23 protein-coding genes and 1 other RNA gene are annotated in these 25,493 nt (G+C 62.7%); 18 read left to right on the forward strand and 6 right to left on the reverse strand.

What is annotated here, in order from left to right:
* Positions 1 to 12: 12 nt before the first annotated feature.
* Positions 13 to 1,569, reverse strand: coding sequence for a formate dehydrogenase beta subunit (locus tag NOV72_RS15705; protein WP_106855515.1), 1,557 nt, complete (start codon positions 1,567 to 1,569; stop codon positions 13 to 15).
* A complete protein-coding gene (locus NOV72_RS15710; protein ID WP_106855516.1) occupies positions 1,566 to 2,054 on the reverse strand; it encodes an NAD(P)H-dependent oxidoreductase subunit E in 489 nt (162 codons plus the stop codon). The genes NOV72_RS15705 and NOV72_RS15710 overlap by 4 nt, the downstream gene beginning before the upstream one ends.
* Positions 2,055 to 2,182: 128 nt before the next feature.
* Between NOV72_RS15710 and NOV72_RS15715 the strand changes: the two genes are divergently transcribed.
* Positions 2,183 to 3,253 (forward strand): substrate-binding domain-containing protein, encoded by a 1,071-nt coding sequence (locus NOV72_RS15715; RefSeq protein WP_106855517.1) that lies wholly within the window; start codon positions 2,183 to 2,185, stop codon positions 3,251 to 3,253.
* A gap of 128 nt (positions 3,254 to 3,381) precedes the next feature.
* Positions 3,382 to 3,651, forward strand: coding sequence for a hypothetical protein (locus tag NOV72_RS15720; RefSeq protein WP_106855518.1), 270 nt, complete (start codon positions 3,382 to 3,384; stop codon positions 3,649 to 3,651).
* A 272-nt stretch (positions 3,652 to 3,923) separates the two neighbouring features.
* On the opposite strand, the gene ssrA is transcribed toward NOV72_RS15720, so the two are convergent.
* The 4 genes from ssrA to ompA all read right to left on the reverse strand — a co-directional run bounded on the left by ssrA (position 3,924) and on the right by ompA (position 6,682).
* Positions 3,924 to 4,281, reverse strand: a transfer-messenger RNA (tmRNA) gene (gene ssrA, locus NOV72_RS15725).
* 78 nt (positions 4,282 to 4,359) lie between these two features.
* Complete coding sequence (gene gph, locus NOV72_RS15730) at positions 4,360 to 5,124, reverse strand: phosphoglycolate phosphatase (RefSeq protein ID WP_245933061.1); 765 nt, start codon at positions 5,122 to 5,124, stop codon at positions 4,360 to 4,362.
* A gap of 4 nt (positions 5,125 to 5,128) precedes the next feature.
* Entirely contained in the window at positions 5,129 to 5,827 is a 699-nt protein-coding gene (gene ubiG, locus NOV72_RS15735) for a bifunctional 2-polyprenyl-6-hydroxyphenol methylase/3-demethylubiquinol 3-O-methyltransferase UbiG (RefSeq protein WP_106855519.1), read from the reverse strand.
* 192 nt (positions 5,828 to 6,019) lie between these two features.
* Positions 6,020 to 6,682, reverse strand: coding sequence for an outer membrane protein OmpA (ompA, locus tag NOV72_RS15740; RefSeq protein WP_106855520.1), 663 nt, complete (start codon positions 6,680 to 6,682; stop codon positions 6,020 to 6,022).
* Between the two features lie 694 nt (positions 6,683 to 7,376).
* Here ompA and gyrA point away from each other — a divergent pair.
* The 16 genes from gyrA to cysM all read left to right on the forward strand — a co-directional run bounded on the left by gyrA (position 7,377) and on the right by cysM (position 25,324).
* Complete coding sequence (gene gyrA, locus NOV72_RS15745; RefSeq protein WP_106855521.1) at positions 7,377 to 10,022, forward strand: DNA gyrase subunit A; 2,646 nt, start codon at positions 7,377 to 7,379, stop codon at positions 10,020 to 10,022.
* 162 nt (positions 10,023 to 10,184) lie between these two features.
* Positions 10,185 to 10,799: a DUF2059 domain-containing protein gene (locus tag NOV72_RS15750; protein ID WP_106855548.1), complete on the forward strand. Its 615-nt coding sequence runs from the start codon at positions 10,185 to 10,187 to the stop codon at positions 10,797 to 10,799.
* A gap of 195 nt (positions 10,800 to 10,994) precedes the next feature.
* Positions 10,995 to 12,077 carry a 3-phosphoserine/phosphohydroxythreonine transaminase gene (gene serC / locus NOV72_RS15755; RefSeq protein WP_106855549.1) on the forward strand — a complete coding sequence of 361 codons (1,083 nt, stop codon included), beginning with the start codon at positions 10,995 to 10,997 and terminating at the stop codon, positions 12,075 to 12,077.
* A 28-nt stretch (positions 12,078 to 12,105) separates the two neighbouring features.
* The gene (pheA, locus tag NOV72_RS15760) at positions 12,106 to 13,188 is read left to right on the forward strand and encodes a prephenate dehydratase (RefSeq protein WP_106855522.1); all 1,083 of its coding nucleotides are present in this window, start codon (positions 12,106 to 12,108) and stop codon (positions 13,186 to 13,188) included.
* Positions 13,189 to 13,266: 78 nt separating this feature from the next.
* Positions 13,267 to 14,193: a prephenate dehydrogenase gene (locus NOV72_RS15765; RefSeq protein WP_106855523.1), complete on the forward strand. Its 927-nt coding sequence runs from the start codon at positions 13,267 to 13,269 to the stop codon at positions 14,191 to 14,193.
* A gap of 21 nt (positions 14,194 to 14,214) precedes the next feature.
* Positions 14,215 to 15,519: a 3-phosphoshikimate 1-carboxyvinyltransferase gene (gene aroA / locus NOV72_RS15770; protein ID WP_106855524.1), complete on the forward strand. Its 1,305-nt coding sequence runs from the start codon at positions 14,215 to 14,217 to the stop codon at positions 15,517 to 15,519.
* Positions 15,520 to 15,594: 75 nt separating this feature from the next.
* On the forward strand, positions 15,595 to 16,275 hold the full coding sequence (gene cmk / locus NOV72_RS15775) for a (d)CMP kinase (RefSeq protein WP_106855525.1): 681 nt from the start codon (positions 15,595 to 15,597) through the stop codon (positions 16,273 to 16,275).
* Between the two features lie 130 nt (positions 16,276 to 16,405).
* The gene (rpsA, locus tag NOV72_RS15780) at positions 16,406 to 18,136 is read left to right on the forward strand and encodes a 30S ribosomal protein S1 (RefSeq protein ID WP_181291061.1); all 1,731 of its coding nucleotides are present in this window, start codon (positions 16,406 to 16,408) and stop codon (positions 18,134 to 18,136) included.
* Positions 18,137 to 18,159: 23 nt separating this feature from the next.
* Positions 18,160 to 18,489 (forward strand): integration host factor subunit beta, encoded by a 330-nt coding sequence (locus NOV72_RS15785; RefSeq protein WP_008342376.1) that lies wholly within the window; start codon positions 18,160 to 18,162, stop codon positions 18,487 to 18,489.
* Positions 18,490 to 18,784: 295 nt separating this feature from the next.
* A complete protein-coding gene (locus NOV72_RS15790) occupies positions 18,785 to 19,078 on the forward strand; it encodes a LapA family protein (RefSeq protein WP_106855526.1) in 294 nt (97 codons plus the stop codon).
* A 42-nt stretch (positions 19,079 to 19,120) separates the two neighbouring features.
* Positions 19,121 to 20,296 (forward strand): lipopolysaccharide assembly protein LapB, encoded by a 1,176-nt coding sequence (gene lapB, locus NOV72_RS15795; protein ID WP_106855527.1) that lies wholly within the window; start codon positions 19,121 to 19,123, stop codon positions 20,294 to 20,296.
* Positions 20,297 to 20,380: 84 nt separating this feature from the next.
* On the forward strand, positions 20,381 to 21,778 hold the full coding sequence (locus NOV72_RS15800) for a UDP-glucose dehydrogenase family protein (RefSeq protein ID WP_106855528.1): 1,398 nt from the start codon (positions 20,381 to 20,383) through the stop codon (positions 21,776 to 21,778).
* Entirely contained in the window at positions 21,747 to 22,718 is a 972-nt protein-coding gene (rfaE1, locus tag NOV72_RS15805; protein ID WP_106855529.1) for a D-glycero-beta-D-manno-heptose-7-phosphate kinase, read from the forward strand. The genes NOV72_RS15800 and rfaE1 overlap by 32 nt, the downstream gene beginning before the upstream one ends.
* A gap of 20 nt (positions 22,719 to 22,738) precedes the next feature.
* Positions 22,739 to 23,731 (forward strand): ADP-glyceromanno-heptose 6-epimerase, encoded by a 993-nt coding sequence (rfaD, locus tag NOV72_RS15810; protein ID WP_106855530.1) that lies wholly within the window; start codon positions 22,739 to 22,741, stop codon positions 23,729 to 23,731.
* Positions 23,732 to 23,806: 75 nt separating this feature from the next.
* Entirely contained in the window at positions 23,807 to 24,193 is a 387-nt protein-coding gene (locus NOV72_RS15815; RefSeq protein ID WP_106855531.1) for a ComEA family DNA-binding protein, read from the forward strand.
* A gap of 228 nt (positions 24,194 to 24,421) precedes the next feature.
* Positions 24,422 to 25,324 carry a cysteine synthase CysM gene (gene cysM, locus NOV72_RS15820; protein WP_106855532.1) on the forward strand — a complete coding sequence of 301 codons (903 nt, stop codon included), beginning with the start codon at positions 24,422 to 24,424 and terminating at the stop codon, positions 25,322 to 25,324.
* The last annotated feature ends 169 nt before the right edge of the window (positions 25,325 to 25,493 follow it).

The following is a 25,493-nucleotide window of genomic DNA, read 5'->3' on the forward strand; positions in this document are numbered from 1 at the left end:
CGTCTCCTTGTTCTATGCCGCTTTCTGTGCGGGCGTGCGGGGCAGCCCGAAGTCCTCGGGGAAGTGATCGAGCGCGGACATCACCGGGAACGGCGTCATGCCGCCCATCGCGCAGAGCGAGCCGGACACCATCGTGTCGCACAACTCGCGCAGGAGCGTGATCTGCTTCACCGACGTATCGCCTTCACGAATCTTCGCGATGACTTCCTCGCCGCGCGTCGAACCGATGCGGCACGGCGTGCACTTGCCGCACGATTCGAGCGCGCAGAAGTGCATCGCGTATTGCGCGAGTTCGGCGAGGTTCGACGTGTCGTCGTGAACGACGAGTCCGCCGTGTCCGACCACCGCGCCGACCTTCGCGTATTCCTCGTAATCGAGCGGAATGTCCCACTGGCTTTCCGGCAGATAAGTGCCGAGCGGTCCGCCCACTTGCACCGCGCGCGCCGGACGGCCGCTCGCGGTGCCGTCGCCGTAGGTGTAGAGCAGTTCGCGCAGCGTCACGCCGAACGCCAGTTCGACGAGCCCGCCTTGCTTCACGTTGCCCGCGATCTGGAAGGGCAGCGTGCCGCGCGAACGGCCCATGCCGAAGTCGCGATAGAAGGCCGCGCCCTTCGCGAAGATGATCGGCACGGTCGCGAGCGTGATGACGTTGTTGATGACCGTGGGCTTGCCGTACAGGCCCGTGAGCGCCGGCACCGGCGGCTTCGCGCGCACGATGCCGCGCTTGCCTTCGAGCGATTCGAGCAGCGCGGTTTCCTCGCCGCACACGTACGCGCCCGCGCCCTTGGCGACATACAGCTCGAACGCATGCGACGTGCCGAGCACGCTCGCGCCGAGCCAGCCTGCATCGCGCGCCTTGTCGATCGCCCGGTTCAGCGTCGCGATCGAATGCGGATACTCGCTGCGCACGTAGATGTAGCCCTTCGTCGCACCGACCGCCACGCCCGCGATGATCATGCCTTCGATCAGCATGTACGGATCGCTTTCCATGACGAGACGGTCGGAGAACGTGCCGGAATCGCCTTCGTCCGCGTTGCAGACGATGTACTTCTGATCCGCGTACGCGCCGCGCACCGTCTTCCACTTGATGCCCGCGGGAAACGCCGCGCCGCCGCGTCCGCGCAGGCCGGAATCGAGCAGCGCCTGGCAGACGGCGTCGCCGTTCATGTCGAGCACGTTGCGCAAGCCCTGAAGGCCGCCGAGCGCGGTGTAATCGTCGATGGACAACGGGTCCGTGATGCCGATGCGCGCGAACGTCAGGCGCTGCTGGTTCTTGAGGTAAGGAATCTCGTCGACGACGCCGACGTTCCGCTCGTGCGCCTTGCCTTCATGAAAACCGGCATCGAAGAGGGCGGGGACATCGTCGGGCTCGACGTTCGAATAGCCGATGCGCCCGTCCGCCGTCTCGACTTCGACGAGCGGTTCGAGATAGAAGAGCCCGCGCGAACCGTTGCGCACGAGTTGCACGTCGATGCCGCGCTTGTGCGCTTCGCTCGCGATGGCTTCGGCCACGGCTTGCGCGCCCAGCGCGAGCGCGGCGGAATCGATGGGAACGTAAATTCGCGTCATGCCGTCACCTCCGCGACTTTCGTTTGCGCCGCGGCGTACAGGCGGTCGAATTTTGCCGGCGTCACGCGCGCGTGCAGTTCGCCGTTGATCATCATCGACGGAGACAGCGCGCATTGGCCGAGGCAAAACACCGATTCGAGTTCGGTGTCTTCGGCGTGACCGCTGTCGAAACGGCAACCCGTATGCCCTTCGATGTGGTCCTTCAGCGCTTCCGTGCCCATGCTGCGGCACGCTTCCGCGCGGCAAAGCTGCACGGTCACGCGCGCCGGCGGGGCGGAACGGAAGTGATGGTAATAGGTGATGACTCCGTGGACTTCGGCGCGCGACAGCGAGAGCGCTTGCGCAAGCGGCGCGACGGCCGTGTCCGGCACATAGCCGACTTCGTCCTGGATGGCATGAAGAATGGTCATCAGTGTCGCGCCTTGTACCGCGTGGCGGCGCACGACTTCAGCGGATGCAGCGGCGGAAAGCTGCGGATGGGTCATGGGGCTCCTCCAACGCTCGGCATATGTTTTGTTGGCACATATTTGAATCGATATAATTGAGGGTGCCGAGCCTGTACAAGAACAATAGGCGTCGTGATATATCTTGGCAATAGGAAGGGAGAGTGCATATGGTGGACGTCGAATGCCGGGCCGAGCTGGTCTTGCGCGACGCCGATGGCCGGGAAACCAGTCTCAGCGCGGTTGTGCCGCTTTTACAGCTCGTCGCGCAGACGGGCAGCATCGCGAACGCCGCGAGCGCTAAGGGTTTGTCCTATCGGCACGCGTGGGGTTTGTTGCGCGAAATCGAAGCGCGGCTTGGTGGCGCGCTGATCACGAAATCGCGCGGGCGCGGGTCGGTGCTCTCGGAACTGGGCGAGTCGGTTCTGCGTGCGCAGCGGGTTTGCGGCGAACGGCTCGAAGCGCCGTTGCAGGCGGTGGCGAACGACGTCGCCGTGGAATTGAACCGGCGCCTCGCGGGCGGCATCACGCAAGTGCGGATTCACGCGTCGCATGGATACGCCGTCGCGACGCTCGTGCGCGCGCTTGGCGATCAGCGCGTGCCGGTGGACATCAAGTATCGGGAGAGCGCCGAAGCGGTGAGTGCGCTTGCGCGCGGCGAGTGCGAACTGGCGGGTTTCCACCTGCCGATCGGCGAATTCCGTTCGACTTGCGCGGAGATTTATCGGCCGTTTCTGGACCGGAACAAACATCAGCTCATTCGGCTGACGCGGCGCACGCAGGGTCTCTTTCTGCCCAAGGGCAATCCGAAGCATATCGCCGGCTTGCGCGATCTCGCACGCAGTGACGTGCGCTTCGTCAATCGCCAGCCGGGCTCGGGCACGCGCATGTTGCTCGATTTGTCGTTGCGTCGCGTGGGTGTCGATCCGGATCAGATCAATGGCTATGCAACGACCGAACTCACGCATTCGGCGATCGCCGCATTCGTCGCGAGCGGCATGGCCGATCTCGGCTTCGGCGTGCAGCCGGCGGCGCAGCACTTCGCACTCGATTTCATCCCGATCATCGACGAGGACTACTTCTTCGCGTGCGAACGCGCGCGGCTCGGCGAGGCGCGGCTTGCGTCCGTGTTGCGCATCTTGCGCAGCGCGGGCTTCACGGACAGCGTCGCGCATCTGGAAGGCTATGATCCGGCGCGCTGCGGCTCGCTTGTCGATATCGACGAAGGCTTGCGCGGTTGATATCGGAAACGCGCGGTAAGAGAGCGGGGCGGACGTAAAAACTGCCGTCGAGGGCGAATTGGGTTAACCTAACGCTTTGCTGTCGACTTAACTGCTCTGAGCGCGATCTCTTCGCGCGATATACCGCCATGAAACTCTCGTTGCTCGCTTGTTCTTCCGCCGCGCTCATCGCCGGCGCGACATATCTGGTTCCGGTCGCCTTTGCTCAGAATTCGCCGGGCTTGCCGGGCGGCGTGCTGCAAGACCAGTTCCGCTTCAACGCGCATCCGCAGATGCAGTTCGCGGCCTCCGCGCCGTCGGACAAATATCAGCAAGGCAAATCGGCGATGCGACGCCGTGGCGACGACGGCGATCCGAACGGCTGCAATCTGAAGTGCCCGAAGGACGGGTCGAACTAAGTGCCTTTGTGGAACTGAGCGAGATTTCTCACGCTTGAATCGGTTGTTAACTGACGCAAGGCAACCGTATTCGGACCGGTCTGATTCGGCCGATGTGTATCGCCGCTTATTCTCTCTGGCGTAGCAAAGGTTGTCTCTGTCCTTGCTACGTCTCTCAAGGATGTTTACCCCGCCTCGCGCGGGGTTTTTTTCTTTTTGCCTCTTTTTGCCGCTTTCGCGGACAAGAAAAAACCCGCGATGCCTGCGCGATCGCGGGTTCTTAGCGGGTGTTCTGGTGGAGGCGGCGGGAATCGAACCCGCGTCCAGAAGCGCTCTACGAACAGTTCTACATACTTAGTTCTGTCTTTTGATTTAACCGCAACGACGCGGACGAACACGCTTCGTTACAGCGATTCACTAATTTTTCGACCTTGGCGTCGTGACGCCGCAAAGGCTTATCTGACGTATATGACCTCTCGTGGCATTGCTACCCTAACCCGTCAGCGAATTAGTGAGAGGACGGCGGCCCTTAGGCTGCCAGTGCGAACGTATCGTCGTTTGCAGTTACGATTTTCCCATTGATTAACGAGGTGACGGGTCCTCGGTATGCCCTGACCGCTTCACAACCCCTGTCGAAACCAGGTCGCCCCCAAGCGAACAAAGATTATCCCACGAAACGCGATATGAGGCGAACGGCGCCTTTTTCAAGCGATGAGTTCGCCTCGCAACTCACGCGATGTCGCGCAACAACTGCTGAAGTTCTTCCGGCGAATCGACCACGTGGTTGGCGTGCCAGCGGCGCGGCGGAATGTCGTCGCCGCAATAGCCGTACGCGGCCGCCACGGTGATCATGCCCGCCGCGAACCCGGCCTGCACGTCGCGCAGATCGTCGCCGACATAAACGATGCGTTCCGGCGCGACATCCAGCAATTCCGCCGCGTGCAGGAGCGGCGCGGGATGCGGCTTCGAATGCGGCGTGGTGTCGCCGCAGACAAGGCAGCCGGCGCGCGTGTCGAGTCCCAGCAAGCCGACGAGCGGCGCGGCGAACCGCGTCACCTTGTTCGTGACGATACCCCAGCGCACGCCGCGCGCATCGAGTTGATCGAGTATCTCCGCAATGCCCGGAAAGAGCGTCGTTTCGATGCACAGATCGGCCTCGTAGTTCGCGAGGAATTCGTCGCGCATCGCCGCGAAGTCGTGATGCTCCGGCCCGATCTCGAACGCGCCGCCGAGCAATCCGCGCGCGCCTCCCGACGCAAAGGGCCGCAGCGTTTCGAGCGGCCGCATTTCGAGGCCGCGATCGTGCCGCATCTTGTTCACCGCGGCGACGAGATCGGGCGCGGTATCGGCGATGGTGCCGTCGAGGTCGAACAGCACGGCCTGGCACAACGCGAGACCATCGCCCTCGGCGAGGCGTTGGGGCAGGGGATTCGTTTCTTCCGGCAGGGGCTTGATATCGATGGTGCCCGTGGACAAAGGATCGTCGTTAATCATGGCGTCAGGCTTCGCGGCGGCAAGCCATCATGTAGTTGATGCTGGTGTCGTTCGACAGGCCGAAATGCTTGGAGATCGGCCGATACGTGATGCCCTTGATGTCGACCGTCAGAAGCGAGGTCGCACGCGCGAACGTGGCCAGCTCGGACGGCTTGATGAAGCGTGCGTAGTCGTGCGTGCCGCGCGGCAGCATGCGCGCGATGTATTCCGCGCCGATGACGGCGAACAGATACGCCTTCGGGTTGCGATTCAGCGTCGAGAAGAACACCCAGCCGCCCGGCTTCACGAGCGAAGCACACGCGGCGACGATGCCCGCGGGATTCGGCACGTGCTCGAGCATCTCCATGCAGGTGACGACATCGTACGAACCGGGCTCGCGCGCGGCGAGCGCTTCCGCCGAGATCTCTTCGTACGCGACTTCGACACCGCTTTCGAGACTATGCAGATCGGCGACGCCCAGCGCGCTCGACGACAAATCGATGCCCTTCACGGCTGCGCCGCGCGTGGCCATCGACTCGGACAGAATGCCGCCGCCGCAGCCGATGTCGAGAACACGCTTGCCCGTCAGATGCGCATGCGCGTCGATCCAGTCGAGCCGTACCGGGTTCAGCTCGTGCAGCGGCTTGAACTCGGCATTCGGGTCCCACCAGCGATGCGCGAGCTCGCTGAATTTCTGCAGTTCGTGGGGATCGACATTGGTCATGTTCGGAAGTGCCTTGTTTGAGTCGTGAATCGATTAGGACCGAGTATATAGGCGCCGCAATGGGCGGGCAAAAAGCGGAATGAATGAAGCCTACCTGAATCGGCGGCTCATTAAGGGAATGCGCAAAAGGCTCAGGGCATAAAAAAACCCCCGCCGAGGCGGGGGTTTGATCTGCGGCAATCCAACTCGCGATTACTGCTGCGACTGACGCGTCGTGCCGACAACTTCGATCTGCACGCGACGATCCGGCGCGAGGCAGGAGATGAGTTGCTTGCGATTCTTCTGCTGGCAGGTGTTGCCCGTGACCGGGTCACGCTTGCCCTTGCCTTCCGTGTAGATGCGGTTGGCTTCGATGCCCTTGCTGACCAGGTAAGCCTTCACAGCTTGCGCACGGCGCAGCGACAGACGATCGTTGTACTTGTCCGAACCGATGCGGTCGGTGTAACCCGTTGCAACCACGACTTCGAGGTTCAGCGCGCCGATCTTCGATGCGAGATCGTCAAGCTTTTCCTTACCAGCCGGCTTCAGGACTGCCTTGTCGAAGTCGAACAGAGCGTCAGCCTGATACGTAACCTTCTGGCTCTGGATGACCGGGGGCGGCGGAGCGACCGGTGCCGGCGGCGTCGGTGCTTGCGCGACCAGCGCGCCATCGCACTTTGCGTTTGCCGTAGCCGGGGTCCAGAATGCGTCGCGCCAGCACAGTTCGTTCGTGCCGTTCATCCACACATACTCGCCCGTGCCGTTCACCCAGTTGTCGTTCACAGCTTGTCGCGAGGCCGGCACCGACTGTGCCGAGGCCGATGCAGCCATAACTGCGGTAGCTGCAATGAACGCGAGCTTTGAAAGTTTATTCATATTTCTCCTCTCGAAATTGAGATTACCGCAGGTTTACTGCGAGCCTGTAGACGAAGACAAGTCATACATTGCTCGAAGTATAACATTCCCTACGGAACAAAACGCGCTGTATAGACTTCGAGCAATGTCTAAGTTTGTGCGTTGGCATTTTGCCATATCGTTCCCTTGCAACGATAAAAATATCCCCGCACGCGGCACGCCCGCAACCTTATGTGGTGCATGCGCAACAAGAAAGGGACAGGAGGCGGACAAGGCTTAAGAAGGCGCGAAACGTGCGCACATTACGTGCCCGAGTGCCATTTCCTGCGTATTTTTATCGCGGCCGATCTTGCGCTTGGCAGAAAGGCGAGGCGGCATAATAGCCCGCCCGCATGACGAAATGACGGAATTCGTTCCCCAGTTTTTGTAAGTAATTGGTACAGCATTGCGCATGGCGAACTGCCCGTGCGTCATCCGGTTCCGCGCTCGACACACACTATATGTATACAGCATGCGTCCGGGCGCGAATGTCGCGCATGGTAGAATCTCCTGATGCGCTGCGTTCGCACGCATAAAAAAGCATGCGCTGCATACGCGGCGCGCAGCGTACGTCGGCTACGCGCCACGCCGGCGCATGTCGCGCGTCCGGCGGGCGAGTCCGCGAAATCACCGCGCGCGCTGCCGTGTCGCCGCTGCAAAGTTCAAGACACGGATAATGGATCAATTCGCCAAAGAGACTCTGCCAATCTCCCTCGAGGAGGAAATGCGCCGCTCGTATCTCGATTACGCGATGAGCGTGATCGTCGGGCGCGCGCTTCCCGATGTCCGCGATGGCTTGAAGCCGGTGCATCGTCGGGCGCTTTACTCGATGCACGAGCTGAACAACGACTGGAACCGCGCGTACAAGAAATCGGCGCGTATCGTCGGCGACGTCATCGGTAAATACCATCCTCACGGCGACGCGTCCGTCTACGAGACAATCGTGCGCATGGCGCAGCCGTTCTCGCTGCGCTACATGCTGGTCGACGGCCAGGGCAACTTCGGTTCGGTCGACGGCGACAACGCCGCGGCCATGCGCTACACCGAAATCCGCATGGCGAAGATCGGCCATGAGCTGCTGGCCGATATCGACAAGGAAACCGTCGACTTCGGTCCGAACTACGACGGCAGCGAAAACGAGCCGCTCGTTCTTCCTTCGCGCATCCCCAATCTGCTGATCAATGGCTCGGCCGGCATCGCGGTCGGCATGGCCACGAACATTCCGCCGCACAACCTGCGCGAAATCGTCGATGCCTGTCTGCATCTGCTGAACACGCCCGAAGCGACGGTCGACGAACTGATCGAAATCGTGCCGGCGCCGGATTTCCCCACGGCCGGCATCATCTACGGCGTCGCCGGCGTGCGCGACGGCTACCGCACGGGGCGCGGCCGCGTCGTGATGCGCGCGGCCACGCACTTCGAAGAGATCGATCGCGGCCAGCGCCAGGCGATCATCGTCGACGAGATTCCGTATCAGGTGAACAAGCGCACGCTGCTCGAGCGCATCGCCGAACTCGTCAACGAGAAGAAGCTGGAAGGCATCTCCGACATTCGCGACGAGTCCGACAAGAGCGGCATGCGCGTCGTGATCGAGCTGAAGCGCGGGGAAGTGCCGGAAGTCATCCTGAACAACCTGTACAAGCAGACGCAGCTTCAGGACACGTTCGGCATGAACATGGTCGCGCTCGTCGACGGCCAGCCCAAGCTGCTGAATCTGAAGGAAATGATCGAGTGCTTCCTGTCGCATCGACGGGAAGTGCTGACGCGGCGCACGGTATACGAACTGCGCAAGGCGCGCGATCGCGGGCACGTGCTCGAAGGTCTCGCCGTCGCGCTCGCGAACATCGACGATTTCATCGCGATCATCAAGGCCGCGCCCACGCCGCCGATCGCGAAACAGGAGTTGATGGCGCGTCCGTGGGATTCGTCGCTCGTGCGCGAAATGCTTACGCGCACCGAGACCGAGGCTTCGGGCGGCCGCGTCGCGTATCGTCCGGAAGGGCTGAATCCGGCGTACGGTCTCCAGGAAGACGGTCTATATAGATTGTCGGACGTCCAGGCGCAGGAAATTCTGCAGATGCGCCTGCAGCGCCTGACCGGGCTCGAGCAGGACAAGATCGTCGGCGAATATCGCGACGTGATGGCGCAGATCGCCGACCTGCTCGACATCCTTGCGCGGCCTGAGCGTATCCGCCAGATCATCGTCGAGGAGCTGGGCCAGATCCGCGCCGAGTTCGGCGACGACCGCCGTTCGCGCATCGAAATGAACGCGACGGAGCTCAACACCGAAGACCTCATCACGCCGACGGACATGGTCGTGACCATGTCGCACTCGGGCTACGTGAAGTCGCAGCCGCTTTCCGAATACCGTGCGCAGAAGCGCGGCGGGCGCGGCAAGCAGGCGACGCAGATGAAGGAAGACGACTGGATCGACACGCTGTTCATCGCGAACACGCACGATCACATGCTGTGCTTCTCGAACCGCGGCCGCGTGTACTGGATCAAGGTTTATGAAGTGCCACAGGGCTCGCGCACCTCGCGCGGCCGCCCGATCGTCAACATGTTCCCGCTGCAGGAGGGCGAGAAGATCAACGTCGTGCTGCCGATCAAGGAATTCTCGGCGGACAAGTACGTGTTCATGACGACCGCGCTCGGCACCGTCAAGAAGACGCCGCTCGAAGCATTCAGCCGTCCGATGAAGAAGGGCATCATCGCGGTCGGTCTGGACGACGGCGACTACCTGATCGGCGCGGCGATCACCGACGGCGAGCATGACGTGATGCTGTTCTCGGACGCGGGCAAGGCCGTGCGTTTCGACGAGAACGACGTCCGCGCAATGGGCCGCGAGGCACGCGGCGTGCGCGGCATGCAACTGGAAGACGGGCAGCAGGTCATCGCGATGCTGGTCGCGGGCGGCGAGAACCAGTCGGTGCTCACGGCGACCGAGAACGGCTACGGCAAGCGCACACCGATCAACGAGTACACGCGTCATGGTCGCGGCACGAAGGGTATGATCGCGATCCAGACATCGGAGCGCAACGGCCGTGTCGTCGCGGCGACGCTCGTCGAGCCGGAAAGCGAGATCATGCTGATCACGACCTCGGGCGTGCTCATCCGCACGCGCGTTTCCGAAATCCGTGAAATGGGGCGTGCAACTCAAGGTGTTACACTCATCAGCCTTGACGAGGGAACGAAGTTGTCGGGACTGCAGCATATTGCCGAAGCGGAAGCCGAGGCCGAACTCGAAGCAGACACCGGTTCGGACGATGCCGCAGCCAAGCCCGGCGACGCGGAAAATGGTGAAGGCGGAGAAAACGCCTGATACTTTTTGTGTCGCAGGCCTCTCGTTATCGCTTTTGAAAGCTCGGATTAGTTAAGCTGCGCGACATGTGTTCGTTGCGGGGCGTCAGGCAAGGCCGGCGCCGGAAAACGGACAAAAGCTCGCCGCCAGTGCTGAACTGGATATTTTTTACAGGGAGAAATGATGCAAGGACGTTTCAAGCAGTGGATGTTGCTGGCCGCTTTCGTGCCGACTTTCGCGATGGCTCAGTCGCTTCAGAACCAGGCGCCCGCACAGTCGGCCGCACCGGCGGCCGCAGCAGCACCGGTTGATCCGGCCAAGCAAGCCGCGATAAAGGACCTGCTCGACGCGATCGACGCACAGAAGCTGGTCGGTGCGATCGGTAACAGCGCGCAGATGCAATCGAAGCAACTCGTCCCGGCAATCCTTTCGGACGCGCTGTCCGAGAACAAGACGCTGAACGACAAGCAGAAGCAAGCCGCTGTTCCGGCGCTGCAAAAGAACGCAGTGCCGAAGCTGGTCGATTCCGCTGGCCAGGTCTTCGCAACCGATGCATTCCGCAAGGACGCGATGCAGGCTCAGTACGACGCGTACGCGAAGTACTACTCGGCCGACGAGATCAAGGATCTGACCAACTTCTACAAGAGCCCGACCGGCCGCAAGTTCATCCAGGTTCAGGACCAGGTTGGCCGCGATGTCGTGAACGGCCTGATGCAGAAGTACATGCCGCAAGCGATCAAGGCGACGCGCACGCAAGCCGATCAGGAAGTGGCGAGCGTCAAGCCGAGCGCCAAGTAAGCGCGGCGTCGGCCTGACGGAAATCTGCCGGACGGCGCTCGCCGTCCCTTGCATTGGCGGGTTTTCAGGACAGTGCGATAATGGCTGTTTGCGCAAGACGCGCAAGCAGCCATTTCTTTTTTGGACGTGAAAACGCGGTCGTCGTTTTATCCGCCTTCGTTCGCGTCTGCCAAATCGGAATTCCGGGATCTCCAGATGCGCGTGTTCAATTTCTCCGCCGGCCCCGCCGCCATGCCAGAAGAAGTGCTGAGGCAAGCCGCCGATGAAATGCTCAACTGGCAAGGCAGCGGCATGAGCGTGATGGAAATGAGCCACCGCGGCGCGGAATTCATGTCGATCCACGAGGCGGCGCTCACCGATCTGCGCGAACTTCTGAAGGTGCCCGCGTCACACCGGATTCTTTTTCTGCAGGGCGGCGGCATCGGCGAAAACGCAATCGTGCCGATGAACCTGCTCGGCAGGAAGCAGACCGCCGACTTCGTCGTGACCGGTTCATGGTCGACGAAATCGTTCAAGGAAGCGCAGAAGTACGGCACGCCGCATCTCGCGGCCAACGGCAAGACCGAAGCAGGCTTTACGCGCGTGCCGGCCTTCAGCGAATGGAAGCTGTCGGACGATCCGGCGTACGTGCATTTGTGCTCGAACGAAACCATCGACGGTGTCGAAGCCTTCGAGATTCCCGATCTGGGCGACATTCCGCTCGTCGCCGACGCGTCTTCGCACATCCTTTCGCGCCCGATGGACGTCGCGAAATACGGCGTGCTCTTCGGCGGCGCGCAGAAGAACATCGGCATGGCGGGCGTGACCGTCGTGATCGTGCGCGAAGATCTGCTCGACCGCGCGCTGCCGATCTGTCCGTCCGCGTTCGAGTGGAAGACCGTCGCGGAGAACAACTCGATGTACAACACGCCGCCAACTTACGCGATCTACATCGCGGGCCTCGTCTTCAAGTGGCTGAAGAAGCAGGGCGGCCTGGAAGCGATCGAGGCGCGCAACGTCGCAAAGGCCAGGCTGCTGTACGACACCATCGATTCCAGCGATTTTTACGTCAACAAGGTCGAGCGCCAGAACCGGTCGCGCATGAACGTGCCGTTCTTCCTTGCCGACGAATCGCGCAATACCGATTTCCTGGCCGGCGCGAAGGCGCGCGGGCTGTTGCAACTGAAGGGCCACAAGTCCGTCGGCGGCATGCGGGCATCGATCTACAACGCGGTGCCGATCGAGGGAGTCAACGCTCTCGTCGATTACATGAAGGAATTCGAGCGCGAAAGCGCTTAAACCCCGCATACCAGACACAAAGCACCGCATGGACGACGATCTCAATTCAAGACTCAAACCGCTGCGCGAGCGCATCGACGTGCTCGACGCGCAACTCATCGCGCTGCTGAACCAGCGCGCATCCGTCGCGCTGGAAGTCGGCGAAGTGAAGAAGCATTTCAATGCGCCGGTGTTTCGCCCGGAGCGCGAGATGCAGGTCATCGCGCGACTGCAGGAAATGAGCGGCGGTCCGCTCGCCGACGAGCACATCGCGTCGATCTGGCGCGAGATCATGGCCGCGAGCCGCGCGCTCGAACAGACCATCAGCGCGGCGTTTCTGGGGCCTGTCGGCACGTACAGCGAACAGGCGATGTTCGAATACTTCGGGCATTCGATTCGTGGCGTGCCATGCCCGTCGATCGACGAAGTGTTTCGCGCCGTCGAAGCGGGCGCCGCGCAGTACGGCGTCGTGCCTGTCGAGAATTCGGCGGAAGGCGCGGTGTCGCGCACGCTGGATTTGCTGCTGCAGACATCGCTTCTGATCGGCGGCGAGCTCGCGCTGCCGATCCATCACAATCTGCTGACCGCATCCGGCGCGCTCGATGGCGTGAAGCGCGTGTGCGCGCATCCGCAGGCGCTCGCGCAGTGCCAGCGCTGGCTGAGCGCGAACGCGCCGCATCTGGAGCGGCAGGCCGTGTCGAGCAATGCGGAAGCTGCGCGCATGGCGGTCGACGATCCGACGGTCGCGGCCATCGCGGGCGATCGCGCCGCGACGCACTACGGCCTCGGCGTCGTGTTCTCGATGATTCAGGACGACCCGCACAATCGCACGCGTTTCGTGATCATCGGCAAGCAGCCGACCGATTCCAGCGGCCACGATCAGACGTCGCTCGTCGTCACGGTGGAGAACGAGTCCGGCGCGGTGTACAAGCTGCTGGAGCCGCTCGCCAAGCACGGTGTCTCGATGACGCGCTTCGAGTCGCGCCCGGCGCGCTCCGGCGCGTGGGAGTACTACTTCTATATCGACATCGAAGGTCATCGCGACGATGCGGCGGTGGCCGCCGCGCTGGATGAACTGGGGCGCAAGTCCGCGTTCCTGAAGATTCTCGGCTCGTATCCGCGGGCGCGCTGATTTTGGCTCGTCGCCGCTGCAATCGGTTGCGGCGGTTCGTTTCACTTGCGTCGGACGACGCACTCTTATCGATGTCCCGTGGCTGCGTTCTCTTTCAACAAACTGGTTATTTTCGGCGTCGGCCTGATCGGCGGATCGCTTGCGCGCGCCTTGCGTGAACGCGCGGGGCTCGCGGGTCGTGTCGTGGGTGTGGGGCGCTCGGCTGCGTCGGTCGAGCGCGCGCTCGAACTCGGCGTGATCGACGAAGCCGCCGCGCTCGACGACGACACCGCGCTCGCAAACGCGCTCCAGGGCGCGGACGTCGTGCTGCTCGCCGCGCCCGTCGCGCAGACCGAGCCGCTGCTCGCGCGCATCGCGCCGTTTCTCGACGCGCGGACCATCGTCACCGATGCGGGCAGCACGAAAGCGGATGTCGTCGCTTCCGCGCGCCGGGCGCTGGGCGAGCGCATCGCGCAGTTCGTGCCGGGCCATCCGATCGCCGGACGCGAGTCGAGCGGCGTCGATGCCGCGTTGCCCGATCTGTACGTCGATCGCAATGTCGTGCTGTGTCCGTTGCCCGACAACGCGGCGGACGACGTGGAGCGCATCGCGTCGATGTGGCGCGCGACCGGCGCGTGCGTGCGTCAGATGAGCGAGGCGCAGCACGATCGCGTGTTCGCGTCGGTGAGTCATTTGCCGCACGTGCTGTCGTTCGCGCTCGTCGATCAGATTCTCGGCACGCCCGACGCCGATCTCAAATTTTCGTTCGCGGCGGGCGGTTTCCGCGATTTCACGCGCATCGCGGCTTCGAGCCCGGAAATGTGGCGCGATATCTGTCTCGCGAACCGCACCGCGCTGCTCGCCGAACTCGACGATTACACGGCCGTGCTCGCACGGTTTCGCGCGGCGATCGACGCATCGGATGGCGCGGCGCTCGAAGCGGCGTTCGCGCGTTCGCGCGTGGCACGCAAGGAATGGCAGGAACGCGGCGGCGTCGGGCCGTCCAACGACATCGCCGCGAAGTAGGCTGTGACTCAAGGAAACACTATGGAACATCTCGATCTCGGACCTTTCTCCCGCGCGTCCGGCACCGTGCGCTTGCCCGGCTCGAAGAGCATTTCGAACCGCGTGCTGCTGCTCGCGGCGCTCGCGAGCGGCGAAACGTCGATCACGAATCTGCTCGATTCCGACGACACGCGCGTCATGCTCGCTGCGCTGAAGACGCTCGGCGTCGCTGTCCGCGAGGATGGCGAGCGCGTGATCGTCGGCGGAACGGGCGGCGCGTTTCCGTCGAAGTCGGCGGAGCTGTTTCTCGGCAACGCGGGCACGGCGGTGCGGCCGCTGACCGCGGCGCTCGCGGTGAACGGCGGCGAATATCGCGTGCATGGCGTGCCGCGCATGCACGAGCGGCCGATCGGCGATCTCGTCGACGGGCTGCGTCAGATCGGCGCCGCGATCGACTACGAACTGAACGACGGCTTTCCGCCGCTCAAGATTCACGCCGCGAAGATCGCGATCGACCGCCCGATCCGCGTGCGCGGCGACGTGTCGAGCCAGTTCCTCACCGCGCTGCTGATGAGCCTGCCCGTCGTGGAAGGGCGCAACGGTCCCGTCACGGTCGAGATCGAAGGCGAACTCATCTCGAAGCCGTACATCGACATCACGATCCGTTTGATGGAGCGCTTCGGCGTGACCGTCGAACGCGACGGCTGGTCGCGCTTCACGATTCCGGCCGGCGCGGGCTACCGGTCGCCGGGCGCGATCATGGTCGAAGGCGACGCGTCGTCGGCGTCGTATTTTCTGGCGGCGGGTGCGATCGGCCACGGGCCGGTGCGCGTGGAAGGCGTCGGGCGTTCGAGCATTCAGGGCGATGTCGGTTTCGCGGACGCGCTCAATCGCATGGGCGCGAACGTGATGATGGGCGAAGACTGGATCGAAGTGCGCGGCGTCGAGTCCGACGACGGCAAACTCGCGCCCATCGACATGGACTTCAATCTGATCCCGGACGCCGCGATGACCATCGCCGTGGCCGCGCTGTTCGCGAGCGGCACGACGACGCTGCGCAATATCGCGAGCTGGCGCGTGAAGGAAACCGACCGCATCGCCGCAATGGCGACGGAATTGCGCAAGGTCGGCGCGACCGTGGAAGAGGGCGCGGATTTTCTCGTCGTCACGCCGCCGGAAAAACTTACGCCGAACGCCGCGATCGATACCTACGACGATCACCGCATGGCAATGTGCTTCTCGCTCGTCGGCCTCGGCGGCGTGCCGGTGCGCATCAACGATCCGAAATGCGTCAACAAGACCTTCCCGGACTACTTCGAGCGTTTCTCGACGCTCGTGAAAGCGTAACCGGAGCGCTGTACCGTGAAACGCGATGAATTCGAATTCAATGACCGCAATAACGGGCCAGACCGGCCAGACTCGATGAAACCGACCCGTCCATTCGCTCCCACTCCAGTGATCACCATCGACGGGCCGACGGCTTCGGGCAAGGGCACGGTCGCGGCGATCGTCGCGGCGACGCTCGGCTTTCACCTGCTCGACAGCGGCGCGCTCTACCGGCTCGCGGCGCTCGCGAGCATCCGCTACGAGGTGGCGAAGGACGACGCGCCCGGACTTGCAAAGCTGGTCGAAGCGCTCCATATCACCTTCCGCGAAGGCTGCGCGCAGCTCGACGGCGTGGACGTCTCGGGTGAAATCCGGCAGGAAGAAGTCGGCAACCGCGCCTCGGCGATCGCCGTTCATCCCGAAGTGCGTCAGGCGCTGGTCGCGCGTCAGCGGGCCTTCCGCAAGCGCCCCGGCCTCGTCGCCGACGGTCGCGACATGGGCACCGTCATCTTCCCCGACGCCACGCTGAAGGTATTTCTGACGGCGAGCGCCGAGGCGCGCGCGGCCCGGCGGTATAAGCAATTGATGCAAAAAGGTTTTTCTGCTAATATGGATGACTTGCTGCGTGATTTGCGCGCACGCGACGACCGGGACATGAACCGGAGCGCCGCGCCGCTCAAGCCCGCGGCAGATGCGAAAACGCTGGACACTTCCGGTTTGTCGATCGATCAAGCGGTCGAACAGATCATCGGGTGGTACGGCGCGATTCGCGTGTAACGCGTTTGTGTAGTGAAGAAGCAAGGTGCTCCGTCGAATGCGGAGCGTGTGTTAAACCCTTTAACCCCGTATGGCGTTGCGCATTTGGGTCAAACCCGCAGGTTCAATCCCGAACCACCGCGCAAAAGCCGTGCAAATTCAGATTTTTATGTCCGACCTGCAAACCTCCACCCCGAATACCGAATCTTTCGCGGCTCTGTTCGAAGAGTCGCTGACCAAGCAGGACATGCGCGCTGGCGAAGTGATCTCCGCCGAAGTCGTGCGTGTCGACCACAACTTCGTGGTCGTGAATGCTGGTCTCAAGTCCGAAGCCTATATTCCGCTCGAAGAATTCCTGAACGACGCGGGTGAAGTGGAAGTGCAGGCGGGCGACTTCGTTTCCGTCGCGATCGACGCGCTGGAAAACGGCTATGGCGACACCATCCTGTCGCGCGACAAGGCGAAGCGTCTGGCTTCGTGGCTGTCGCTGGAAAAGGCGCTGGACAACAACGAACTCGTGACCGGCACGATCACGGGCAAGGTCAAGGGCGGCATGACCGTGATGGTCAACGGCATCCGCGCGTTCCTGCCGGGTTCGCTCGTCGACACGCGTCCGGTCAAGGACACGACGCCGTACGAAGGCAAGACCCTCGAATTCCGCGTCATCAAGCTCGACCGCAAGCGTAACAACGTGGTGCTGTCGCGCCGCGCCGTGATCGAAGCCACGCAAGGCGAAGAGCGCGCGAAGCTGCTCGAGACGCTGAAGGAAGGCGCGATCGTCGAAGGCGTGGTCAAGAACATCACCGACTACGGCGCGTTCGTGGACCTCGGCGGCATCGACGGCCTGCTGCACATCACCGACATCGCATGGCGTCGCGTGCGTCACCCGTCGGAAGTGCTGTCGGTCGGCCAGGAAGTCACCGCCAAGATCCTCAAGTTCGACCAAGAGAAGAACCGCGTTTCGCTCGGCATCAAGCAACTCGGCGACGATCCGTGGGAAGGCATCTCGCGCCGTTACCCGTCGGGCACGCGCCTGTTCGGCAAGGTCACGAACATCACCGACTACGGCGCATTCGTCGAAGTGGAATCGGGCATCGAAGGCCTGGTTCACGTGTCGGAAATGGACTGGACCAACAAGAACGTTGCGCCGTCGAAGGTCGTTCAGCTCGGTGACGAAGTCGAAGTCATGGTTCTCGAAATCGACGAAGACCGCCGCCGTATCTCGCTCGGCATGAAGCAGTGCAAGCCGAATCCGTGGGATGACTTCAGCCGCAACTTCAAGAAGGGCGACAAGATCAGCGGCGCCATCAAGTCGATCACCGACTTCGGCGTGTTCATCGGTCTGCCTGGCGGCATCGACGGTCTGGTTCACCTGTCGGATCTGTCGTGGTCGGAAACCGGCGAAGAAGCCGTCCGCAAGTACAAGAAGGGCGACGAAGTCGAAGCCGTGGTTCTGGGCATCGACGTCGAGAAGGAACGCATTTCGCTCGGCATCAAGCAGCTCGAAGGCGATCCGTTCAGCAACTTCGTCGCGATCAACGACAAGGGCGCAATCGTCGACGGCGTCGTGAAGTCGGTCGATCCGAAGGGTGCGGTCGTCACGCTGTCCGGCGAAGTCGAAGGCTATCTGCGTGCTTCGGAAATCGCGCAAGACCGCGTGGAAGATGCGCGCAACGTGCTGAAGGAAGGCGACAAGGTCAACGCGATGATCATCAACATCGATCGCAAGTCGCGTGGCATCAACCTGTCGATCAAGGCGAAGGATTCGGCCGAACAGCAGGAAGCCATGCGCAGCCTGCAGGGCGACTCGAACGCCGCCGCGACCGGCACGACCAACCTCGGCGCGCTGCTCAAGGCCAAGCTCGACGGCCAGAACAGCTAAGCCCTTAACGGCACAGCTGCAGAATGACCAAATCGGAATTGGTCGCCCAGTTGGCGTCGCGATTTCCGCAACTTGTCCTCAAGGATGCGGATTTCGCGGTGAAGACGATGCTCGATGCGATGTCGGAGGCTCTGGCCAACGGTCACCGCATCGAGATTCGCGGCTTCGGCAGCTTCGGGCTCAATCGTCGTCCGTCACGCGTCGGGCGCAATCCCAAGTCGGGTGAGAAGGTGCTGGTACCGGAGAAATTCGTGCCGCACTTCAAGCCGGGCAAGGAATTGCGCGAACGCGTCGATGGCCGCGCAGGCGAGCCTTTGAAGGCGTCGAATGACGACGATGCGGACGATCTCTGATCGGCGCGCATCCTGACTGATGATCCATCCGGATTTTCGGTTCGCGGCGTCCGTCCACGAGGCAATCGACCAGGAAAGCACCCTTCGGGGTGCTTTTTTTATGCGCGGCATTTCTGCATCGACGATGCAATGCGACGGGTGCATTGTTTGCTAAAAGTTCGTGCGACGCGCGGGCTGCCGCCCGTGCCCGGACGCATCGCTTACAATACCGGTCACTTTGACCTGGGTGTTCAACCGCGCAGGCCCGGCCACAAAGGCGGGGCCGACTGGTGCAACCGCTCTTGCGAGACCCTACATGAAATTCATTGTCTGGCTGATCCGCGTTCTGGTATTCGTGTTGTTGCTGGTGCTGGCGCTCGCCAATACTCAGTCGGCGACGCTGAACTTCCTCGCAGGCTACGCCTGGACCGCGCCGCTGATCCTGATCGGCCTCGCGTTTTTCGTCGTGGGATTGCTGGCGGGGCTCGTGTCGGCGGTGCCGGGCATGGTGCGTCTGCGCATGGAAAACGGGCGGCTCAAGCGCGAACTGCGTGTCGCGCGCGAAACGCCGGTGGTCAAGGAAGAGCCGCCCATGCCGCCGCTCATCTGACGCGACGCGCAAGCAGACACCTAACATTCAACGACTAATCGCATGGATCTAGACTTCTGGTGGCTGCTCGTCATTCCCGTCGCGTTCGCGCTCGGCTGGATGGCGTCCCGCTATGACCTGAAAACGCTGCTGTCCGAGAATGCGAACCTGCCGCGTTCGTACTTTCGCGGCCTCAATTTTCTTCTCAACGAACAACACGACAAGGCGATCGACGCGTTCATCGAAGTCGCCAAGCTCGATCCCGAAACGATCGAACTGCACTTCGCGCTCGGCAATCTGTTCCGCCGCCGTGGCGAAACCGATCGCGCGATCCGCGTGCATCAGAATCTCCTGAGCCGCGCCGATTTGCCCGTCGCCGAACGCGATCACGCGTTATACGAACTCGGGCAGGACTTTCTGAAGGCGGGACTGCTCGATCGCGCCGAAGAAACGTTCAAGTCGCTGAACGCGGGCGAATATTCGCTCGGCGCGCAGCGCGCGCTGCTGACCATCTACGAGATCGAAAAGGACTGGCCGAAGTCGATTACGACGGCCGAGCAGATCGAGAAGATGGGCGCGCCGTCGCTGCATATGGAAATTGCGCATTTCCATTGCGAGCTGGCGCAAGAAGCCTTGCAGCGCAAGAATCCCGATGGTGCGCGTGCCGAACTGAAGCTCGCGCTGGCATCGAACCCGGACAACGTGCGCGCGACGATCCTCGCCGGCGATGTCGAAGCCGCAGCGGGCAACGTCGACGCCGCGATCTCGAACTGGGAGCGTGTCGAGGAACAGAACGAAGCGTATCTGCCGCTCGTCGCCGAGAAGCTGATGAAGGCGTACGCCGCGCTCGGGCGCAAGGAAGAGGGCGTCGATTTGCTGATCGACTATGCGACGCGTTATCCGTCGAACGATTTGCTCGATGTCGCGTACAAGCACGTGCAGGAGTTGCGCGGCCTCGAAGCGGCGCACGCGCTCGCTCGCAAGCAGATGCAGAGCGCGCCGAATCTCGCGGGCATGGCGCGCCTGCTCGAAGCACAGGAAGCGACGGCCGACGAACCGCGTCGCGGCGAGCTCGAACTGATGCGTAATCTGGTGAAACAGCGCACAAAGAATTTGCCGCGTTATACGTGTCAAACTTGTGGCTTCCGCGCACGATTATTCTATTGGCAATGCCCCGGCTGCAGCGGCTGGGAGACGTATGCGCCCCGTCGCGTCGAGCCGATCGCGAACTCGGCCTGAGCACGCGCGCAGCAAGCATCACAGCAGGCGGCGCATGAGCGCGCCGCTTCCGCCACCGGCATTTCAAAAACCACCGGAAACCGTATGAAAGTAACCATCGTCGGCACGGGTTACGTCGGTCTTGTGACCGGCGCGTGTCTTGCCGAAATCGGCAATGACGTGTTTTGCGTCGATGTCGATCCGCGCAAGATCGAAATTCTCAACAATGGCGGCGTGCCGATTCACGAGCCGGGCCTTCAGGAAATGCTGAGGCGCACGCGCGCGGCCGGCCGCATCCAGTTTTCAACCGACGTGAAGGCGAGCGTCGAGCATGGCGACATCCAGTTCATCGCCGTCGGCACGCCGCCCGACGAAGACGGCTCCGCCGACCTGCAGTACGTGCTCGCGGCGGCGCGTAACATCGGCAAATATTCGAACGGCTTCAAGGTGATCGTCGATAAATCGACGGTGCCGGTCGGCACGGCGCTGCAGGTGAAGAAGGTCATCGACGAAGAACTGAAGGCGCGCGGGCTCGAATCGGGTACGCATGGCTTCTCGGTCGTGTCGAATCCGGAGTTCCTGAAGGAAGGCGCGGCGGTCGACGACTTCATGCGCCCCGATCGCATCGTGATCGGCATCGACGACGACGACGCCGGCAATCTCGCGCGCGAGAAGATGAAGCGCCTCTACGCGCCGTTCAACCGCAATCACGAGCGCACGCTGTACATGGACGTGCGCTCGGCGGAATTCACCAAATACGCCGCCAATGCGATGCTCGCGACGCGCATCTCGTTCATGAACGATCTGTCGAATCTCGCGGACACCGTGGGCGCCGATATCGAATCGGTGCGGCGCGGCATCGGCTCGGACCCGCGCATCGGCTATCACTTCCTGTATGCGGGCTGCGGTTACGGCGGCTCGTGCTTCCCGAAGGACGTGCAGGCGCTCGCGCAGACGGCGCGTGAAAACGGCCACACGCTGCGCGTGCTCGAAGCGGTCGAAGCCGTGAATCGCGATCAGAAGGACGTGCTCGTCAACAAGATCGTGAAGCGCATGGGCGAAGACCTGCGCGGGCGCACGTTCGCCGTGTGGGGCCTCGCATTCAAGCCCAATACCGACGACATGCGCGAGGCGTCGAGCCGGCGCATCATCGAGGCGCTGCTGCAGCGCGGCGCAACCGTGCGCGGCTATGATCCCGTCGCGCGCGACGAGGCGGAACGCGTGTTCGCGCTCGATCTCGTCGATCGCGCCGAAGACCTGAAGCGCCTGCAGTTCGTGAAGACTCAACAGGATGCGCTGACGGGCGCGGATGCGCTCGTCATCGTGACCGAATGGAAAGAGTTCAAGAGCCCGGATTTCTGGCACTTGAAGAGCGCCTTGAAGACGCCGGTGATCTTCGATGGCCGCAATTTGTATGAACCGGAAGCGATGGCCGAAATGGGCATCGACTACTTTGCAATAGGACGTCCCCATGTCGAACTCGACCGCAACGACAGCAACTAAAACCGAAATCCCCGTCGTGCCGCGCGCGCGCATTTCAGCGGCGCGCGTGCTGGTGGTCGGTGACGTGATGCTCGACCGCTACTGGTTCGGCGACGTCAACCGCATCTCGCCCGAAGCGCCCGTTCCGGTCGTGCACGTGCAGAAGAAGGAAGACCGCCTTGGCGGCGCTGCAAACGTCGCGCGCAACGCGGCGGCGCTCGGCGCGCAGGCGGGTCTGCTCTGCGTGGTCGGTCATGACGAGCCGGGCGAGCGCATCGTCGAACTGCTCGGCGAAAGCAAGGTCGCGGGACACCTCGAACGCGACCCCGAACTCCTCACGACGATCAAGCTGCGCGTGCTGTCGCGCCAGCAGCAACTGCTGCGCGTCGATTTCGAAAACACGCCGAATCACGAAGTGCTGCGCGCGTGTCTCGAACGCTTCGCGGAACTCCTTCCGCAGCACGACGTGATCCTCATGTCCGATTACGCGAAGGGCGGCCTGACGCACGTCACGCAGATGATCGCCGACGCGAAACGCGCGGGCAAGCCGGTGCTCGTCGATCCGAAGGGCGACGACTGGGACCGTTATCGCGGCGCGACGCTCATCACGCCGAACCGCGCGGAACTGCGCGAAGTGATCGGCCAATGGAAGTCCGAGGAAGATCTGCTGGAACGCGTGACGAAGCTGCGCGCCGAACTCGAACTCTCCGCGCTCCTGCTCACGCGCTCCGAGGAAGGCATGACGCTCTTCACGGAGAGCCAGGTGCTGCACACGTCGGCCGAAGCACGCGAAGTGTATGATGTCTCGGGTGCGGGCGACACCGTCATCGCAACGGTCGCGACCATGCTGGGCGCGGGTGTGCCGCTCGTCGACTCGATCGTGTATGCGAACCGCGCGGCGGGCATCGTCGTGGGCAAGCTCGGCACGGCGACCGTCGACTACAACGAACTCTTCGCCTGACCTTATCTGATACTTCGCCCATGACCATCATCGTTACCGGTGCGGCCGGCTTCATCGGCAGCAATATCGTCAAGGCGCTCAACGAACGCGGCGAGCACCGCGTGATCGCGGTCGACAATCTCACGCGCGCCGACAAGTTCAAGAATCTCGTCGATTGCGAGATCGACGATTACCTCGATAAAACCGAGTTCATCGAGCGCTTCCGGCGCGGCGATTTCGGCCGCGTGCGCGCGGTGTTCCATGAAGGCGCCTGTTCGGACACGATGGAAACCGACGGCCGCTACATGATGGACAACAACTTCCGCTACAGCCGCGACGTCATGGACGCGTGCCTCGCGCAGGGCGCGCAGTTCCTGTATGCGTCGTCGGCGGCGACTTACGGCGGGTCGAGCCGCTTTGTCGAGGATCGCGAAGTCGAGAAGCCGCTCAACGTCTACGGATACTCGAAGTTTCTCTTCGACCAGATCGTGCGTCAGGTGCTGCCGAAGGCGTCGAGCCAGATCGCCGGCTTTCGCTACTTCAACGTGTACGGCCCGCGCGAGACGCACAAGGGCCGCATGGCGTCGGTTGCGTTCCACAACTTCAACCAGTTCCGTTCGGAAGGCAAGGTCAAGCTCTTCGGCGAATACAACGGCTACGCGGCCGGCGAGCAGACGCGCGACTTCGTCTCGGTCGAAGACGTGGTGAAGGTGAACCTGTTCTTCTTCGATCATCCGGAAAAGTCGGGCATCTTCAATCTCGGCACCGGACGCGCCCAGCCGTTCAACGATATCGCGTCGACGGTCGTGAACTCGTTGCGCGCGATGAACGGCGAAGCCTCGCTGTCGCTCGCGGAACTGGTGCAGCGCGGGCTCGTCGAGTACGTTCCGTTCCCCGACGCGCTGCGCGGCAAGTATCAGTGCTTCACGCAGGCCGACTCGTCGCGCCTGCGCGCAGCGGGCTACGACGCTTCGTTTCTGACGGTTCAGGAAGGCGTCGATCGCTACGTGCGTTGGCTATTCGGCCAGCTATAAACGCGTCTCGACTCTCTCTACACTGGGTCTCACGGCTGGCGCTGGTGCCGGCCGGTTCTTCTCGGAGACTCAGTCATGTTCAAGCAAGCTCTCTCGTCGATCGCCGCGTTCGCGCTCATCTTTTCCATCGGCAGCGCGTGGGCGGCCGTCGACGTCAACACCGCCAATTCCGACGCGCTGCGCGGCATCAAGGGCATCGGTCCGGCGAAGGCGAAAGCCATCCTGGACGAACGTCAGGCGCACGGCCCGTTCAAGGACGCCAGCGATCTCGGCACGCGCGTGAAGGGTATGGGCGGCAAGACGGTTCAGCGCCTCGAGGCGGAGGGGCTGACCATCGGCGCCGCTTCGAAGACGGCCGCCGCAACCTCGGGTAACGTCGCGCCGCCCGGCGCCGCCAACTCGGCGGGCGTAACGCCGGTTTCGGCGTCCACGCCGTCGAAGCCGGTCGTCGTGAAGAAATAGCGGAAGACGCGAAGGCGCTCTTCACCGGTCTCCTTCAGCCTTCCGATGTTTTTGGGCTCCCCGCGGACGGCCTCCCCGCGGGGTTTTTGCATGTGCGGAAGACGCGCGCCCATTCACGCATCAGGGGCGCACCGGCGTCGACGGGACCAGTGGGCTACAATCGACGAATCCCTATATCAAAATCCCTGCGGCGGACGAGTCGTGCGTGGGGATCGACTGCTTCCGCATATGGCTTACATGACTATCGAAGACACGATCGGCAACACGCCGCTCGTGCAGCTCGTCCGCGTCGTGGACGATGAAATCCGCAGCCGCAACAACGTCGTGCTGGGCAAGCTCGAAGGCAACAATCCGGCGGGATCGGTGAAGGATCGCCCGGCGTTGTCGATGATCAGGAAAGCTGAAGAGCGCGGCCGCATCAAGCCGGGCGACACGCTGATCGAAGCGACGAGCGGCAACACCGGCATCGCGCTCGCGATGGCCGCCGCGATGCGCGGCTACAAGATGGTCCTGCTCATGCCGGAAGATTTGTCGATCGAGCGCCGTCAGAGCATGGCCGCGTACGGCGCGGAAATCGTGCTGACGCCGGTGACGGGCGGCATGGAATACGCGCGCGATCTCGCCGACCAGATGCAACGCGACGGCAAGGGCATCATCCTCGATCAGTTCGCCAATCCCGACAACCCGCTCGCGCATTACGAAGCCACCGGCCCCGAACTGTGGCGTCAGACCGAAGGCCGCATCACGCACTTCGTCTCGTCGATGGGAACGACCGGGACAATCATGGGCGTGTCGAAGTATCTGAAAGAACAGAACCAGAAGATCGAGATCATCGGGGCGCAGCCGGAAGAGGGCTCGCGCATTCCGGGCATCCGCAAGTGGCCGGAAGCGTATCTGCCGAAGATCTTCGATCGCAGCCGCGTCGATCGCGTGGAGAACGTGAGTCAGGCGGCGTCCGAAGCGATGGCGCGACGCCTCGCATCGGTCGAAGGCATCTTCGCGGGCATCTCGTCCGGTGGCGCGTGCGAGGTTGCGCTGCGCATCGCGCGTCAGGTGGAAAACGCGACGATCGTGTTCGTCGTTTGCGATCGCGGCGATCGTTATCTGTCGACGGGCGTGTTTCCGGCGTGATGCCGCGAGGTTCGCACGCGCAATGAGAAAACCCCGGCATGCCGGTAATGCCGTTCAGTTAGCGCTGAACGGCATTTTTGTTTGTGGGGGCGAGAAGTGGTTGTAAACGGAGCGCCGGGCTGTTAACTTTCTGGTGCGATGCTTGCCGACCACCTCACTTATCTGATCG

It is taken from the genome of Caballeronia novacaledonica (assembly GCF_900258035.1).
GTDB lineage: Bacteria > Pseudomonadota > Gammaproteobacteria > Burkholderiales > Burkholderiaceae > Caballeronia > Caballeronia novacaledonica.